At 74.6% G+C, this 14352-nt stretch carries 16 protein-coding genes and 6 tRNA genes; 8 read left to right on the plus strand and 14 right to left on the minus strand.

The genetic code is table 11. From position 1 onward, the window contains the following. Positions 1–30: 30 nt before the first annotated feature. The 4 genes from B086_RS0130580 to B086_RS0130595 form a co-directional block, all read right to left on the minus strand. Positions 31–102, minus strand: a tRNA-Val gene (locus B086_RS0130580). A gap of 39 nt (positions 103–141) precedes the next feature. Next, complete coding sequence (locus tag B086_RS0130585) at positions 142–588, minus strand: SRPBCC family protein (protein WP_018570248.1); 447 nt, start codon at positions 586–588, stop codon at positions 142–144. Between the two features lie 302 nt (positions 589–890). After that, positions 891–962 (minus strand) — tRNA-Val (locus tag B086_RS0130590). 112 nt (positions 963–1074) lie between these two features. Further along, positions 1075–1584 (minus strand): TIGR02611 family protein, encoded by a 510-nt coding sequence (locus tag B086_RS0130595; protein WP_026252935.1) that lies wholly within the window; start codon positions 1582–1584, stop codon positions 1075–1077. 190 nt (positions 1585–1774) lie between these two features. On the opposite strand from B086_RS0130595, the gene B086_RS0130600 reads away from it, so the two are divergent. Beyond that, positions 1775–2188 (plus strand): SsgA family sporulation/cell division regulator, encoded by a 414-nt coding sequence (locus tag B086_RS0130600; RefSeq protein WP_004002642.1) that lies wholly within the window; start codon positions 1775–1777, stop codon positions 2186–2188. 262 nt (positions 2189–2450) lie between these two features. Next, positions 2451–3011 carry a CGNR zinc finger domain-containing protein gene (locus B086_RS0130605; protein WP_018570250.1) on the plus strand — a complete coding sequence of 187 codons (561 nt, stop codon included), beginning with the start codon at positions 2451–2453 and terminating at the stop codon, positions 3009–3011. Positions 3012–3073: 62 nt separating this feature from the next. Here B086_RS0130605 and B086_RS45160 read toward each other — a convergent pair whose 3' ends face one another. Further along, positions 3074–3226 (minus strand): hypothetical protein, encoded by a 153-nt coding sequence (locus B086_RS45160; RefSeq protein ID WP_018570251.1) that lies wholly within the window; start codon positions 3224–3226, stop codon positions 3074–3076. 139 nt (positions 3227–3365) lie between these two features. Further along, a complete protein-coding gene (locus tag B086_RS0130615; RefSeq protein WP_018570252.1) occupies positions 3366–3827 on the minus strand; it encodes a hypothetical protein in 462 nt (153 codons plus the stop codon). Between the two features lie 275 nt (positions 3828–4102). Here B086_RS0130615 and B086_RS0130620 point away from each other — a divergent pair, with 275 nt between their 5' ends. Further along, positions 4103–4642 (plus strand): DsbA family protein, encoded by a 540-nt coding sequence (locus B086_RS0130620; protein ID WP_018570253.1) that lies wholly within the window; start codon positions 4103–4105, stop codon positions 4640–4642. 28 nt (positions 4643–4670) lie between these two features. Here the strand turns inward: B086_RS0130620 and B086_RS0130625 are convergent, their stop codons facing one another. The 3 genes from B086_RS0130625 to B086_RS0130635 all read right to left on the minus strand — a co-directional run bounded on the left by B086_RS0130625 (position 4671) and on the right by B086_RS0130635 (position 7458). Continuing rightward, positions 4671–5495, minus strand: a complete 825-nt coding sequence (locus tag B086_RS0130625; protein WP_018570254.1) for a GNAT family N-acetyltransferase — start codon at positions 5493–5495, stop codon at positions 4671–4673. A gap of 80 nt (positions 5496–5575) precedes the next feature. Next, a complete protein-coding gene (locus B086_RS0130630) occupies positions 5576–6397 on the minus strand; it encodes an aminotransferase class IV (protein ID WP_018570255.1) in 822 nt (273 codons plus the stop codon). Next, positions 6394–7458 carry a chorismate-binding protein gene (locus B086_RS0130635; RefSeq protein WP_018570256.1) on the minus strand — a complete coding sequence of 355 codons (1065 nt, stop codon included), beginning with the start codon at positions 7456–7458 and terminating at the stop codon, positions 6394–6396. Before B086_RS0130635 ends, B086_RS0130630 begins: the two co-directional genes overlap by 4 nt. Before the next feature lie 177 nt (positions 7459–7635). On the opposite strand from B086_RS0130635, the gene B086_RS0130640 reads away from it, so the two are divergent. From B086_RS0130640 to B086_RS0130655, 4 genes are all read left to right on the plus strand, one after another. Further along, positions 7636–7708 (plus strand) — tRNA-Gly (locus tag B086_RS0130640). A gap of 37 nt (positions 7709–7745) precedes the next feature. After that, positions 7746–7819, plus strand: a tRNA-Cys gene (locus B086_RS0130645). Between the two features lies 1 nt (position 7820). After that, positions 7821–7892: transfer RNA gene (locus B086_RS0130650), tRNA-Val, on the plus strand. Positions 7893–7928: 36 nt separating this feature from the next. Further along, positions 7929–8000: transfer RNA gene (locus B086_RS0130655), tRNA-Val, on the plus strand. Positions 8001–8056: 56 nt separating this feature from the next. Here the strand turns inward: B086_RS0130655 and B086_RS0130660 are convergent. From B086_RS0130660 to B086_RS0130670, 3 genes are all read right to left on the minus strand, one after another. Further along, positions 8057–8356 (minus strand): zf-TFIIB domain-containing protein, encoded by a 300-nt coding sequence (locus B086_RS0130660; RefSeq protein WP_018570257.1) that lies wholly within the window; start codon positions 8354–8356, stop codon positions 8057–8059. A gap of 81 nt (positions 8357–8437) precedes the next feature. Then, positions 8438–9394, minus strand: a complete 957-nt coding sequence (locus B086_RS0130665; RefSeq protein WP_018570258.1) for an aminoglycoside phosphotransferase family protein — start codon at positions 9392–9394, stop codon at positions 8438–8440. 350 nt (positions 9395–9744) lie between these two features. After that, a complete protein-coding gene (locus B086_RS0130670; RefSeq protein WP_018570259.1) occupies positions 9745–9939 on the minus strand; it encodes a hypothetical protein in 195 nt (64 codons plus the stop codon). Between the two features lie 589 nt (positions 9940–10528). Between B086_RS0130670 and B086_RS41245 the strand changes: the two genes are divergently transcribed. After that, positions 10529–12001, plus strand: a complete 1473-nt coding sequence (locus tag B086_RS41245) for a serine/threonine-protein kinase (RefSeq protein WP_018570260.1) — start codon at positions 10529–10531, stop codon at positions 11999–12001. Between the two features lie 82 nt (positions 12002–12083). Here B086_RS41245 and B086_RS0130680 read toward each other — a convergent pair whose 3' ends face one another. Together B086_RS0130680 and cobA are read right to left on the minus strand one after the other, a co-directional pair. Beyond that, entirely contained in the window at positions 12084–12902 is an 819-nt protein-coding gene (locus tag B086_RS0130680; RefSeq protein ID WP_018570261.1) for a TrmH family RNA methyltransferase, read from the minus strand. Positions 12903–12945: 43 nt separating this feature from the next. Beyond that, positions 12946–14178, minus strand: coding sequence for a uroporphyrinogen-III C-methyltransferase (cobA, locus tag B086_RS0130685; RefSeq protein WP_018570262.1), 1233 nt, complete (start codon positions 14176–14178; stop codon positions 12946–12948). Between the last annotated feature and the right edge of the window lie 174 nt (positions 14179–14352).

A 14352-nucleotide genomic window follows, 5' to 3' on the forward strand; every position in this document is an offset into this window, starting at 1 on the left:
GGTCCGCTGCTGCGGACCGGCCTTTCCCGGTGGGCGATACTGGGTTCGAACCAGTGACCTCTTCGGTGTGAACGAAGCGCTCTCCCACTGAGCTAATCGCCCGGGAACGGACTGAACCATACAGGTCCGGGGGGCCTTCGTTCAAACCGTCGCCAGATGCGCGGCCAGTCCGCGCCGTCCGGCGCTCATCATCAGCCGGTGGTTGAGCCGGAAGACGGGGCGGCCGGGCACCGCGAGGCGTCTGAGCAGCGGTTTGTGCACGTCGACGACCTGGTCGTAGCGGGCCAGGGTGCCGGTGCCGTGGGCGGTGAGGGTCCAGCGCGCCCAGCCGTCGATGTCCCCGGTCATCGCCACCTCCAGGATCCCGGCGGCCGGGTCGCGGCGCGCCTCGCGGGCGGTGAACGTCATGTCGTACGGCAGCAGGGAGCGGATCCGGACGACGCCTGCGGTGGCGTCGGTCGGGCGGACCTCGCGCACCTGCGGCCACCACCGCGGGTAGTCCTCGACCCGTTCCAGGGCCGCGTACACGGTGGCGGGCGGGGCGGGCAGGGGCCACCGGCTGAGGAAGCGGTAGTGGGTCCAGTCCATGGTCCTCAGTCTGCCCGGTGCGCCGCTGCCCGGGGGCCGCTTTCCCGGTGCCGGGCCGGGGCCGCGGGACGGGCGCCGGTTCCTCTTGTGCTGTACGTCCGAGGGAATATGACGGGGTATTGGAAAACGTCAGGAGATTTTCATCGCGAGTCCGCTCGCGGAACTCCCGGCGGAAAGAGACACGGTGGTGGGACGCGGCGGTGAAAGCGGGACCGTAAAGTCCGCCTTCATGGATCGGCGTCCCTCGGTGCGCATACACCGACGGCCCGTCCTGTGTTCAGGTACGGGCCGTGGGACCGGGGTGGGCGATACTGGGTTCGAACCAGTGACCTCTTCGGTGTGAACGAAGCGCTCTTCCACTGAGCTAATCGCCCCGGGTGCAGGAAGAACATTACCGCATGTCAGCCGGTGCCCCGGACCAGGGTCCGGGAGGGTTCCGCGGGGGCCGGGAGGTCTCGCGGGCCGGTCACCGGCGGCCGGTCCGGGTCACTGGTGCTTGATGCTCCAGGGCATGACCAGGCCGAACTTCCACAGGTAGATCCCGCCGAGCACCGCGATGATCACGAGTCCGGCCACGGTCAAAGCGATGTTGCGGCGGCGCACCCTGGGGTCGAGGGCCCGCTGGGCAGCCTCGGTGACCTTGCGTTTGGTCCAGCGCAGCACGAGCTGGGCCCAGACGAACTCGGTCGCCCAGATCGCCATGCCGCCGAAGATGACCACCCAGCCCGGTCCGGGCAGCGGGAGCAGGATGACGCCGGTGACGACGACCGCCAGGCCGACGACGAAGACGCCGACCTGCCAGCTGACGTGGAGCACGCGCCGGGACCGGACGAACTCGGGCGCGCGGGACCCGAGGCCCCGGCGGTCCGGCGCCCCGTCCGTCCCGGCCCTGCCGTGGGGGTCGCGGGGGTCGCGGGACTCTTCGGGTCCCTTCTCCATCGTCGCTCCGTCCGGCGTCGCGGCAACCTCGGCCGGCTCGTCACTCCCCGTATTCATATGTCCGAACCTACCGGAGAGAATCCGGTCACCGGAATGGCCGTACCGCCCGAACGGGTTCTCGGCCGGAAGAGTTACGTAAAGCCAGGCAAAACCCTCAGAGGGGTTTACAACGGCACCGTAGGTGGCATGTCGATTTCGCCGACGTGCGAATCCCCGAGCGCACACTGAGCGAAAGGCCCTGGCGCTTATGAACACCACGGTCAGCTGCGAGCTGCACCTGCGCCTCGTTGTGTCGAGCGAGTCCTCCCTGCCTGTCCCCGCAGGCCTGCGGTACGACACGGCCGACCCCTACGCCGTGCACGCCACCTTCCACACCGGAGCCGAGGAGACCGTCGAGTGGGTGTTCGCCCGCGACCTCCTCGCCGAGGGGCTTCACCGTCCCACGGGCACCGGCGACGTCCGAGTCTGGCCGTCGCGCAGTCATGGTCAGGGCGTCGTGTGCATCGCCCTGAGCTCTCCGGAGGGCGAGGCACTGCTCGAGGCCCCGGCGCGGGCCCTGGAGTCCTTCCTGAAGCGGACGGACGCGGCCGTGCCCCCGGGCACGGAACACCGGCACTTCGATCTCGATCAGGAGCTGTCGCACATCCTCGCGGAGAGTTAGCGGTAGCCGCCGAGGCCCTTCGAGCTGCCCGTTGCCGTCCACTCGGGGAGACGGCTCGGGCCAGGACGACCGCACACAGGGCGCACCGGCGCCGGTTCCCCTCGGGGGGCCGCCGCCGGTGCGCTCGCGCGCGTCCGGGGGCGGCAGGGGACGGCAGGGGGCCGTCGTGGCGTGTCTGTGCGCTGCTCGGGTGACGGCGGGGCCGCTACCATCGGCCTGCATCGGCGGGCGTGAGCCCGATCCCCAGGCCAGGGAGCGAAACGTGCTGATCACCCACGACACCCGGTGCGCGCTCGACACCGTGGTGGATCTGGTGAACACCGCACCGGAGGACGACTCGGCGCCGGACGGGCTGGCGGATCTCGCCGCGCTGACGGATTTCGTACGCCGGCACGACATGAGCGATGTCGGGGTGCTCTCCGCGTTCGATCTCTCGGCGGTGCGCCGCATCCGCGGCCGGTTCGCGGGGATCTTCTCCGCCCCGGACTCCCGTACGGCCGCCGGGATGATCAACGAGCTGGTGGCGGCGGCGGGCACCACGCCCCGGCTGACGGACCACGACGGCTACGACTGGCATGTGCACTACTTCGCCCCCGGAGCCTCGGTCGCCGATCATCTGGCGGCGGACTGCGGGATGGCGCTGGCGTTCTTCGTGGTGGCCGGGGAGCAGGAGCGGCTGCGCCGGTGCGAGGCGCCCGACTGCCGGCGGGCCTTCGTCGACCTGTCCCGCAACCGCTCGCGGCGCTACTGCGACAGCCGCACCTGCGGCAACCGGCTGCATGTGGCCGCGTACCGCGCGCGGCGCAAGGAGGCGGCGGGCTGAGCCGGGGACGCTCCGGTGGGTCGTGGCCCCCGGCGGGTGACGCCGAGGAACCACGGTACGGCTCACAGCAGCAGCAGGTCGTGCAACGCAGCCATGAGCAGCAGACACCCGATCACCGCAAGGAAGATCATCAGCGGTGGCTGGGATAGGGCGAAGAGGCAGCCGCGCGGCTTGTCCTTCTGCGGCGCGGCCTCGCTCTGGGTCGTGTCCACCATGTCGCGGTGATGATGGCCCAGCCAGGACCCGCGGCGCGATCAACACGCACCGAATGTCCGGGTCGTCGCGGGATTCCGTGATCTTCGCTCCGGATCGGGTCCGAGCTTGATCGTTTCCGGGACCGGCGTCGCTCGGATGTCAGATGCCGTGCTTCTTGAGGATGGCCTCGATGTCGCTGAAGTCGTCGCCGCCGCCGGACGCGGAGGCCGGGCGGGAGCCCTGGGCGCCGGACGGGCGGGCGGCGGGCTTGCGGGCGCCGCCGAGGGAGGGCGCGGAGGCCGCCGGAGCCACCGCTTCCGGTGCCGCGGCGCGGGCCGCCGCTCTGCGCTCCTTGCGGGTGCCGCCCCGGCGGCGCTCGACGGCGCGGGTCGTCGCGAAGAGCACCCAGGCGCAGCCGAGCAGGGCGAATCCGGCCCAGGCGGTGGGGCTGAAGGCGGTGCGGGCCAGCCAGCCGACGGCCCCGGTCATCACCAGGCCCACCGGGACCAGCGAGTAGGCGGCGACCCGGGCGGCCGCGAGGAACCGCTTGCGGTAGGCGGTGACCGCGGCGATGCCCAGCCCGGCCGCGGAGACGGCGCAACAGACGGTCTCGGCAATCATCCGGTCCTCCAGGCGGTGCTCTGCGGTCGGGGCGGCCGGGGCAGCCGGTCCGGGCCCTTCGTCCCTTCCATCCTGCACCTGCCACCGGGCCGCGGGCCACGTCCGGGACCGAGATCAGGGAGATCTCCGGGTCGCCTCCTCCGCAGGTGCCGGTCAGGGGCGGTGTCCGGCGGGGCGGGGGCCGACGGTCAGGCGGGGGCCGACAGCCGGGCGGGGGCGCCGGTCGCGGCGGGCGGGGATTGGGTGCCGCGCCGCGGGCCTGGGAGACTGGTGGCATGAGCGACACCTCCCCCGCATCCACGGTCCCGGTCCTCGACGTCTGGTGCGAGCTCCAGTGCCCCGACTGCCGTACGGCGCTGGACGACCTGCATGCCCTGCGCGCCCGCTACGGCGACCGGCTGGAGCTGCGGCTGCGGCACTTCCCGCTGGACAAGCACCGGCACGCCTTCGCCGCCGCGCAGGCCGCCGAGGAGGCCGCCGAGCAGGGGCGGCTGTGGCCGTACGTGGAGGCGGTGCTCGCCCGGGTGGCGGAGCTGGACCGCCGGGGCGAGCCGCTGCTGGTCGAGGTGGCCCGTGAACTGGGCCTGGACGCCGAGGAGTTCGACACCGCGCTGATCGACGGCCGGCACATCCTGATGGTGGACGCCGACCAGGCCGAGGGCAAGGCGATCGGGGTGACGGGCACACCGACGTATGTGATCGGCGGCGAGCGCCTGGACGGCGGCACCGGCCAGGAGGGGCTGCGCGAGCGCGTCGAGGAGATCGCCGACCGGCTGCTGGCGCAGCAGGACCGGGGCGGCCGGGACACGGCCTGACCCCTCGCCCGCCCCCGCGACCGTGCGGCTAGGGCAGTTCCTTGTAGAGGGAGTGCAGGGTCGTGCGGTAGCCGAGGGAGTCGTAGAGGCGCTCGGCCGGGGTGTTGCCGGTGAAGACGTTCAGGCCGAGGACGGACCGGCCCGCGGCGATGGCCTGGGCCTCGGCGAGCAGCATCAGGGAGCGGCCGTGGCCCCGGCCGCGGAAGCGGGCGTCGGCCTCGACGTCGTAGACGAACGCCCTCTCCTCGTCGAGCGCGACCCACAGGGTGCCGACCGGGGTGCCCTCGTGTTCCAGGACGCTGATCAGCATGTCCGGTGTGGCCGGGCCCTGGGGCAGCAGCCGGGCGTGGTCGGCCTCCGACTTGGCGTGCGCCTCGTCGGCCGGTACGCCCCGGTCGATCCAGCTCTGCGCGTAGACGGCCTTGCCGTGCTCCAGCCACGGGCCGTACTCGGCGTCCGTGAGCGGCCGGCCGCGGGTTCCGGCGGGCAGTTCGGGCGCGGTGGCGCCGAGTCGCTTCTCCATGCCGCGGTTGCGCGGGACGTAGCCGAGCGCGGCGACGAGCCGCAGAGCGGCCTCCTCGGCGGCGGGCACGGCGATCTCGACGCGCCGGCAGCCCCAGTCGCGGGCGACCTCCTCGGCGGCCAGCGCGGCCACCGTGCCGCGCCCCCGGCCCCGGTCGGGCTCGTCGATGCGCAGGTCGAGGATCCGGGCGACGGCGGGCCCGAAGACGGGGTGGGTCGCCAGGTGGAGCACGCCGACGGGGCGGCTGTTCACGCAGACCTGGTAGCGGCGCGAGCGAGTTCCGTCGGGGTGCTGCTGGAGCGGCTCGGTGGGCCGCAGGGTGGTGGTCATCAGGGGATTTCTACCCGCCCCGGCGGCCCGCGTCAGCTCTTTTTCCGCGACGCGCGCGATGTCCGGCGACCGCCGCCCGGTCACGGGTCGAGGTCGTCCCCGGACCGCTCGTCGAAGATCCGCATGGCCTTGGCCGTCACCGGGCCCGCCGTGCCGGGCAGCGCGCGGCCGTCGACGCGGTGGACGGCCTGCACGTCGCGCAGGGTGGAGGTGAGGAAGACCTCCTCGGCGCGGTCCAGGACGTCGAGCGGCAGGTCGCTCTCGCGGGCCCCGGTCCAGTCGAGGACGAGCGCGCGGGTGACACCGGCGAGGCAGCCGGAGGCGAGCGGCGGGGTGTGGAGCTCGCCGTCGAGGACGACGAAGACGTTGGACCCGGTGCCCTCGCAGAGCTGTCCGACGGTGTTGCCGAACAGGGCCTCGGAGGCGCCCTCGGCGCGGGCGCGGGCGAGGGCGACGACGTTCTCCGCGTAGGAGGTGGTCTTCAGGCCGGTGAGGGCGCCGCGCTCGTTGCGGGTGAAGGGGACGGTGACGGCGGCGGTGGAGTCGGGGCGGCGGGCGGCCTCCCCGAGGGCGACGACGAGGGTGGGCGGGTGCTCGCCCCGGTCGGAGCCGAGGGGGCCGTGGCCGCCGGTGTAGGTGATGCGCAGCCGGCCGAGCGGCACGGCGTGGGCACCGAGGACGGCGGCGCAGGCGCGGCGGACCTCGTCGAGGTCCGGGCCGGGCAGCCCGAGGCCGCGGGCCGAGCGGGTCAGCCGGTCCAGATGGCGGGTGAGCGCGAACGGCTTCCCGTCGGTGGCCTTGACCGTCTCGAAGACGCCGTCGCCCACGGTCAGCCCGTGGTCCAGGGCGGAGACGCGCGCGGACTCCAGGTCCCGCAGTGCGCCGTCGAGCCATACCTTCACAGTGCCGTGTCCTCTCCGCCGTGCTCGTGGGTGCCCGACGCTATCGCGAGCAGCCGGGCCGCCTTCAGTTCGGTCTCCCGCCACTCCCCCTCGGGATCGGAGTCCCAGGTGATGCCGGCGCCCGCGCCGAAGCGCAGCACGGCGCCCGTTCCGGCGCCGCCGCCGGGCCGGTCGATCCAGAAGGTGCGGATGCCGACGGCGAGTTCGCCGGTGCCCCGGTCGGCGTCGACCCAGCCGATGCCGCCGCAGTACGGTCCGCGGGGCGCGGTCTCCAGGGCGTCGATGATCCGCAGGGCGCTCGACTTGGGGGCGCCGGTGATCGAACCGGCCGGGAAGGCGGCGGCGAGCAGTCCGGGCCAGCCGGTGCCGGGGCGCAGTTCGCCGCGGACGGTGGAGACGAGGTGGACCAGGCCGGGGTGCTTCTCGACGGCGCACAGGTCGGGGACGGTGACACTGCCGGTGGTGCAGACCCGGCCGAGGTCGTTGCGGACCAGGTCCACGATCATCACGTTCTCGGCGTGGTCCTTGTCGAGGAGTTCGTCCTCGGTGCGGGCGGTGCCCTTGATCGGGCCCGACTCCGCGGTGCGGCCCGCGCGGCGCAGGAACAGCTCCGGGGAGGCGGTGGCGATCTCCACGCCGTGCTCCGGCAGGCGAATCGTTCCGGCGTACGGGGCCGGGTTGCCGCGGGCCAGGACGGCGGTGAGCGCGTCCACGTCGGCGTCGGGGCGGACCGGCGCGGACAGCACCCGGCAGAGGTTCACCTGGTAGACCTCGCCGGCCGCGATGTGCTCGCGCACCCGGCGCACGCCCGCGGTGTACGCGCGGCGGTCGAGCGAGGAGGTCCAGTCGGCGGCGGCTGGTCCGCGCCAGGCGCCGGGCACCGGGGCGGGCACGGGCGCGTGCCGTACGTCGCGGAAGCGGGCGCAGGTCAGACGGCCCTCGTAGTCGGCGGCGACCGCCCAGAAGCCGGTGGAGTCCAGGGCCGCGGGGTCGTCGGTGACATCGGTCAGGCCGGTGGCGAGGCGGTCGCCGAAGCGCGCCAGAGGAGGCAGGTCGAGCACGGCACCGAGTCTAGGACCGGTGTCCACCGGATGGCCCGTGCGTGTCCTGCGGGGGGCCTGACCAGGTCCTCGGGGGGACGCACCGCAGCACGCTGCGCAAACGCGTTTTTGTACTGGCCCGGGAATCCGCTAGAGTTCAACACGTCGCCGGGACGCGCAAGCGGACCGCACCGACAGGCGGACGTAGCTCAGTTGGTAGAGCGCAACCTTGCCAAGGTTGAGGTCGCGAGTTCGAGCCTCGTCGTCCGCTCGCAGGAAAGAGGGGACTCCCGGTCCCCTGCACTCCTGGTGGAGTGGCCGAGAGGCGAGGCAACGGCCTGCAAAGCCGTCTACACGGGTTCAAATCCCGTCTCCACCTCCAAGGACGATTAGCTCAGCGGGAGAGCGCTTCCCTGACACGGAAGAGGTCACTGGTTCAATCCCAGTATCGTCCACTGGACCGGCCGTCTCGTACGGCGAGGTTCTGNCNNGNNCGATTAGCTCAGCGGGAGAGCGCTTCCCTGACACGGAAGAGGTCACTGGTTCAATCCCAGTATCGTCCACACCGCAGCAAGCCCCCGGCCGTTCCGTACGGCCGGGGGCTTTCGCGTGCCGGGGCTCAGCTGGAGAAGAGCATGTGGCCGAAGCTCTTGCGCTTGTGGCCGTGTCCGTAGTGCCCGTGACCGCCGTGCGGCGCGCCCCAGGCCGGGGCGGGCGGGGCGGGGTACGCCTGCGGGGCCGGGTAGCCCTGCGGGGCGGGCGGCGGCGGGGCGGGCTGCGACCACTGGGACTCCAGGCGGGTCAGTGCCTCCAGCTCGCCGTAGTCGAGGAAGATGCCGCGGCAGCCGCTGCACTGCTCGATCTGGATGCCGTTGCGGTTGTAGGTGTGCATCGGCGCGTGGCACTTCGGACACTGCATGCTCGGCTCAACTCCTCACCGGTGGGTCCTGCTTCGGGGTACCGCCTGGACAGACTCCGTCCGGCCGCGGTCGGTTGCACCCTACTGGTGCGGTCCGCCCGCCAACTCGCCGGGCGGCGGCGCCATTCGGCCGCAGGCGTCGACCACGGCCCGCTCCACCTCGTCCAGGGCGCGGCCGGCCGCCGCCGCCTTGGCGACGGCCCGTGCGGCGCTCTGCACGGTCAGGGCGCGGGCGGCGGTGTCCAGGGCGGCCCACGGGTCGCCGTCGGGCGGCACGGCGGGGCCGCCCGCCGTCCGGTAGGCGGTGAGGAAGCGGGTCCAGTCGTCCGGCGGGAGCAGCCCGCAGGCGAACCAGGCGGCGGGACGGGCCAGGTCCCAGGCGGGCGCTCCGGTGCCGAGGTCATCGACGTCGATCAGCAGCCAGGGACCGCCGGGCACCGGATGGCGTACGAGCTGGCCCAGGTGCAGGTCGCCGTGGCAGACGGCGGCGGGACCGGGCGCGGGTGCCTCGGCGCGCGCCCAGGCGGGCAGGGCGGCCCACGCCCGCAGGACCGGGCCGGTGGCCGGGTGGCCGGGGGCGGCGGCGCGCAGCCGGGCGACGGCGCGGGCGGTCTTCTCCGGGCCGCGCATGGGCGGCAGTCCGGGCGGCACGGGGGTGCGGTGGAGGCGGGCGAGGAGTGCGGCGGTGGCTTCCCAGGGTGCGGCCTCCGGGACCTCGGGGTCGACGGGCGTGCCGTGCGGCCAGAAGGTGACGAGGCGGTCGCCCGACACCGCGGGCGCGGGGCCGAGCGGGGGCAGCAGGATGTCCGGCAGGTGGGCGGCCAGGGCCAGACGGTGGGCGAACGCGGCGGGGTCCGTGCCGGGTGCGTGCGCCTTCGCGACGGTCCCGCAGTGCCGGACCACCGTGGCGTCGGGGCGGTCGGCCAGGACGGTCGTCGGGCGGGCGCAGCCGGGCGCGCCGGGGTGGGCGGCCCTGATGACCTGCGCGGCCAGCGCGGGGGGCGGGCCGACGGGGACGGGGGCGGTGGTGGCGGTCACGGGCTCCCCCTGGTGTCCGGGTGCGGCGGCTGGGCACCGTGTCCGGGTGCGGGCGGCGTCGGGCATGGCGGCCGGGTGAGGCGCCGGGCGGTGAGCCTACGGGGTGGTGTCGCGGGCGGGGGCACCGGGCCGGGCGGGGGCCTCGGCGGTGTCCGAGAGGGAGGTCCGTGAGCGAGGCCCGCGAGTGAGGTCGGTGGGTGTGGCCCGTGGGCGGGCGGGGCCGGACACGGCAATGCCGGCGCAGCTCCCCAGCTGCGCCGGCATTCTGCCGTCCGCCGCACCCCCGTCCCCACGGGGTTTCATGGGTCGATGTCCCCGCCCGGACCGCTCTTCCGGGCCTGGGGCGCCGCTCAGCGCCCCAGCATCACTCCCACGGACGACGCCTGTGTGGCCACGGTGTCCCACCCGTCGAAGACGAGCAGGAGCAGGGCCGCCAGGGGAAGGGCCATCACGGTCGCCACCAGCGGGTGGCGACGGCCCGTGCGGCGGGGGCGCGTGAAGCGTCCCGGGACGCGGAACGCGGTCCGCGGTGCCGTGTGGGCCATGGTCCCTCTCCTGACCGTCTCGGTTGTCATCGGCAGCGGCGGGTGTCTGACCTCGGGGGACGAGTGCTGCACCCGCCGCTTGACCTCAAATCTAGGGGCGGGGCGGATGCAGGGCGTCATGCCCTCGTACCGATTGGCGGGCCTCCCGGAGGATGAGCCGTGCCCGGGGGCGTACTCCCCTGGGTGGAGACGTCCTCCTCCGTCTCCGGGTCATCCCGGAGAGGGTGCCCGGACTGCCCGGCATTTCCGGACACGGACGGTGACATCGCTCACTTCCGGGTGGGGCCGGACCCCCGCGTGCGCCCGCCGTCCGACCGCCCGCCACGACGCCGCACGGTCTCTCCCGGCCGTCTCCCGCGCGGTCCCGGCCGGGACCGGCGGGCGGCCTCCGTGATCTCCAACCCCCCTGTCGGCGCGGGCGGTTGGGATCTTGTCCGCGGGCGGCTCCGGCGGGTCGCCCGTGCGCTGACCGCCCCTCAACTCTCGCGCACGGCAGTGACAATCGATCGGGTCGAGAGGGCGCGGCCTCTGCGCGCGAGCGGTCCCGGAAACGTAAGCTGTGGCTCGTCACAGGGACCGGGCAGCGGGGATGAACATGGCGATGATGCGCCTGAGGCGCGAGGACCCGCGCGTCGTCGGCTCGTTCAGGCTTCACCGACGGCTCGGCGCGGGCGGGATGGGCGTCGTCTATCTCGGCTCCGACCGGAAGGGCCAGCGGGTCGCGCTGAAGGTCATCCGGCCGGATCTGGCGGAGGACCAGGAGTTCCGCTCCCGGTTCGCGCGCGAGGTCTCGGCGGCCCGGCGGATCCGGGGCGGGTGCACCGCCCGGCTGGTGGCCGCGGATCTGGAGGCGGACCGGCCGTGGTTCGCCACGCAGTACGTGCCCGGCCCCTCCCTGCACGACAAGGTGGCCGACGAGGGCGCGCTGGGCGCCGCCGAGGCGGCCGCGGTCGGGGCCGCCCTGTCGGAGGGTCTGGTCGCGGTCCACGAGGCCGGTGTGGTGCACCGGGATCTGAAGCCGTCCAACATCCTGCTGTCGCCCAAGGGCCCGCGGATCATCGACTTCGGCATCGCCTGGGCGACCGGCGCCTCGACGCTCACCCATGTGGGCACGGCGGTCGGCTCCCCCGGCTTCCTCGCCCCGGAGCAGGTGCGCGGCGCCGCCGTCACCCCGGCGACCGACGTGTTCTCGCTGGGCGCGACGCTGGCGTACGCGTCGACGGGCGACTCGCCGTTCGGGCACGGCAGCTCCGAGGTGATGCTGTACCGCGTGGTGCACGAGGAGCCGCATCTCCAGGGGGTGCCCGACGCGCTGGCCCCGCTCGTGCGGGCGTGCCTGGCCAAGGATCCCGAGGACCGGCCCAGCACGCTCCAACTGTCGCTGCGGCTCAAGGAGATCGCCGCCCGCGAGGCGCAGGGCCTGGGCGAGCCCCGGCCGCCCTCGCCGCGCGCCGCCGAGGCGGACCGGCCGACCGGCCGGATGGCCGACACCTACCCCGACCAGCAGCGCGCCACCTACCCGGAGCAGCAGCGCGCCGCCCGTCCCGAGGGCCAGCGGTCGCCGTACTCCGAGCAGCGGCGGGGCGGACCGGCCGAGCAGCAGCGCGGCGGGCATCCCGAGGCGCGCGGGCAGCGGCGGCAGCAGGCTGCCGCGCCCCGGACGCCCGCGCCGCGCGGCGGCGCCCCGGCCGGGCGGGGCGGCGCTCCCCGGGACGGCGGTGGCCCGCGTGCCACCGGCGCGTCGTCCCGGGCGGGCGGGCGGCCGGTCCCGGCGTCCAGGGGCGGGTCCCGGCCCGGCGGCGGCAACCGTCCCGGCACCCGCGGCGGTCCCGGCCGCCCGCGCCCGCGCGGCACGTCCACCGGTCTGCGCCCGGCCAACCCGCGGCTGCTGCGGCAGCGGCTGTTCGTGTTCGTGGTGGTGACGCTGCTGGTCGCGCTCGGGATCGCGGCGGCCCAGGGCTGCCAGGGGCCGTCCCGGGGGCTCGGCGTCGAGCGGGGCGGCGTACGGGTGGAGCAGCAGCACGGGCAGGCGGCGGAGACCGCCGCCGCACCGGGACACTGACCCCGGCCCGGCGGCACACGTCGCGCGCGGGCCGCGACTCCGTACGGGCCGCATCTCCTGACGGGCTACGCCTGCGGGCGGGCTACGCCTCCGGGCGGCCTGCCGTGACGGCGTAGAAGGCGACGGCCGCCGCCGCGCCGACGTTCAGGGAGTCGACGCCGTGGGACATCGGGATACGGACCCAGGTGTCGGCGGCGGCCAGGGCGCGGCGGGAGAGCCCGTCGCCCTCCGCGCCGAGCATCAGCGCGACCCGTTCCATCCGGTGCGGGGCCGTCTCGTCCAGGGAGCGGGCCTGTGCGTCGGGGGTGAGCGCGAGCAGGGCGAAGCCGGCCTCGCGGACCGCGTCAAGACCCTGCGGCCAGGTGTCGAGGCGGGCGTACGGCACGGAGAAGACAGCGCCCATCGAGACCTTGACGCTGCGGCGGTAGAGCGGGTCGGCGCAGTCCGGCGAGAGCAGTACCGCGTCCATGCCGAGGGCGGCGGCCGAACGGAAGATCGCGCCGATGTTGGTGTGGTCGTTGACCGCCTCCATGACCGCGACCCGGCGGGCGGTGGCCAGGAGGTCGGCGGCGGCGGGCAGCGGCTTGCGCCGCATGGAGGCCAGCGCACCCCGGTGCACGTGGTAGCCGGTGACCTCTTCGGCCAGGTCGGGGGCGACCACGTAGACGGGCGCGTCGAGCGTGTCGAGGACGTCGCGCAGGGCGTCGGCCCACTTGGCGGACAGCAGCATCGAGCGCATCTCGTACCCGGCGTCGGCGGCCCGGCGGATGACCTTCTCGCCCTCGGCGATGAACAGGCCCTCGGCGGGTTCGCGCCGACGGCGCAGCTCCACGTCGGTCAGGCCGGTGTAGTCGTGCAGGCGGGGGTCGGCGGGGTCGTCGACGGTGATGAGTTCGGCCACGGGGAGCTGCTGCCTTGTCCTGGTGCGGTGGGAGAGGGTGCCGTCAGGCGGCGGGGGCGGGGCCGACCGTGACGACCGGGCCGACGACGATGACGGCCGGCGGGCGCACGTCCTGGGCGCGTACGGTCCCGGCGACGGTCGCGAGGGTCGCGTCGACGCGGCGCTGGGCGGCGGTGGTGCCCTCCTGGACGAGGGCGACCGGGGTGTCGGGGGACTTGCCGTGGGCCACCAGGGTCTCGGCGATCCTGCCTATCTTGTCGACGCCCATGAGGATCACGAGGGTGCCGGTGAGCTTCGCCAGGCTGGCCCAGTCGACCAGGGAGCGCGGGTCGTCGGGCGCCACGTGGCCGCTGACCACGGTGAACTCATGGGCGACGCCGCGGTGCGTGACCGGAATGCCGGCCGCGCCCGGCACCGAGACGGAACTGGAGATGCCCGGCACCACCGTGCACGGGATCCCCGCCTCGGTGAGCGCGATGACCTCCTCCATGCCCCGGCCGAAGACGTACGGGTCGCCGCCCTTGAGCCGGACCACCGACTTGCCCTGCTTGACGTGCTCGACGAGCGCGTTGTTGATGGCCTCCTGGGCCATGGAGCGGCCGTAGGGGATCTTCGCGGCGTCGATCACCTCGACGTGCGGCGGGAGTTCGGCCAGCAGGTCGCGCGGTCCGAGCCGGTCGGCGATGACGACGTCCGCCTCGGCGAGCAGCCGGCGCCCGCGCACCGTGATCAGGTCCGGGTCGCCGGGGCCGCCGCCGACCAGCGCGACGCCGGGGGTGCGGGTGCGGTGGTGCGGGGCGACCAGGGTGCCGTCGCGCAGTCCCTCGACGACGGCGTCGCGGACGGCGGCGGTGTGCCGGGGGTCGCGTCCGCTGGCCCGGGTGGTGAGCACGGCCACGGTGACGCCCTCGCTGTGGCCGGTGGCCGGGGTCCAGGCGGTCGCCGCGTCGGCGTCGTCCGCGCGCACGCACCACACGCGTGCCCGTTCGGCCTCGGCGGAGGCCCGGGTGTTGGCGTCGTGGTCACTGGTGGCGATCAGCGCGTACCAGGCGTCGGCGAGGTCGCCGTCCTGGTACGGGCGCCGCAGCCAGGAGAGCTCACCGGCGTCCGCCATCGCCTCCACGGAGGCCGTGGCCGCGGGCGAGACCAGGAGGACGTCCGCACCGGCCGCGATGAGGGCCGGCAACCGGCGCTGGGCGACCTGGCCGCCGCCGAGGACGACCACGCGGCGGCCGGACAGGCGGAGTCCTACGGGGTAGGCGGGGTGTTCGGCCATGGTGGTGCGGCTCCTCGTCCGGACGGCGGTCGCGGCGGCGGTGGGCGACGTGGGGATGCGGTCGAAGCGGTGCGACGATGACGGGCGCTACGGCTCCGGAGCGGCCCTGACGTGCGGATTTTAACCGTGGGTTCAGGGTACGGCGGGGCCGGGGGGTACGCAGGGGCCGCGTAC

The sequence above is a fragment of the Streptomyces sp. PsTaAH-124 genome, assembly GCF_000373685.1.
Lineage (GTDB): Bacteria > Actinomycetota > Actinomycetes > Streptomycetales > Streptomycetaceae > Streptomyces > Streptomyces andamanensis.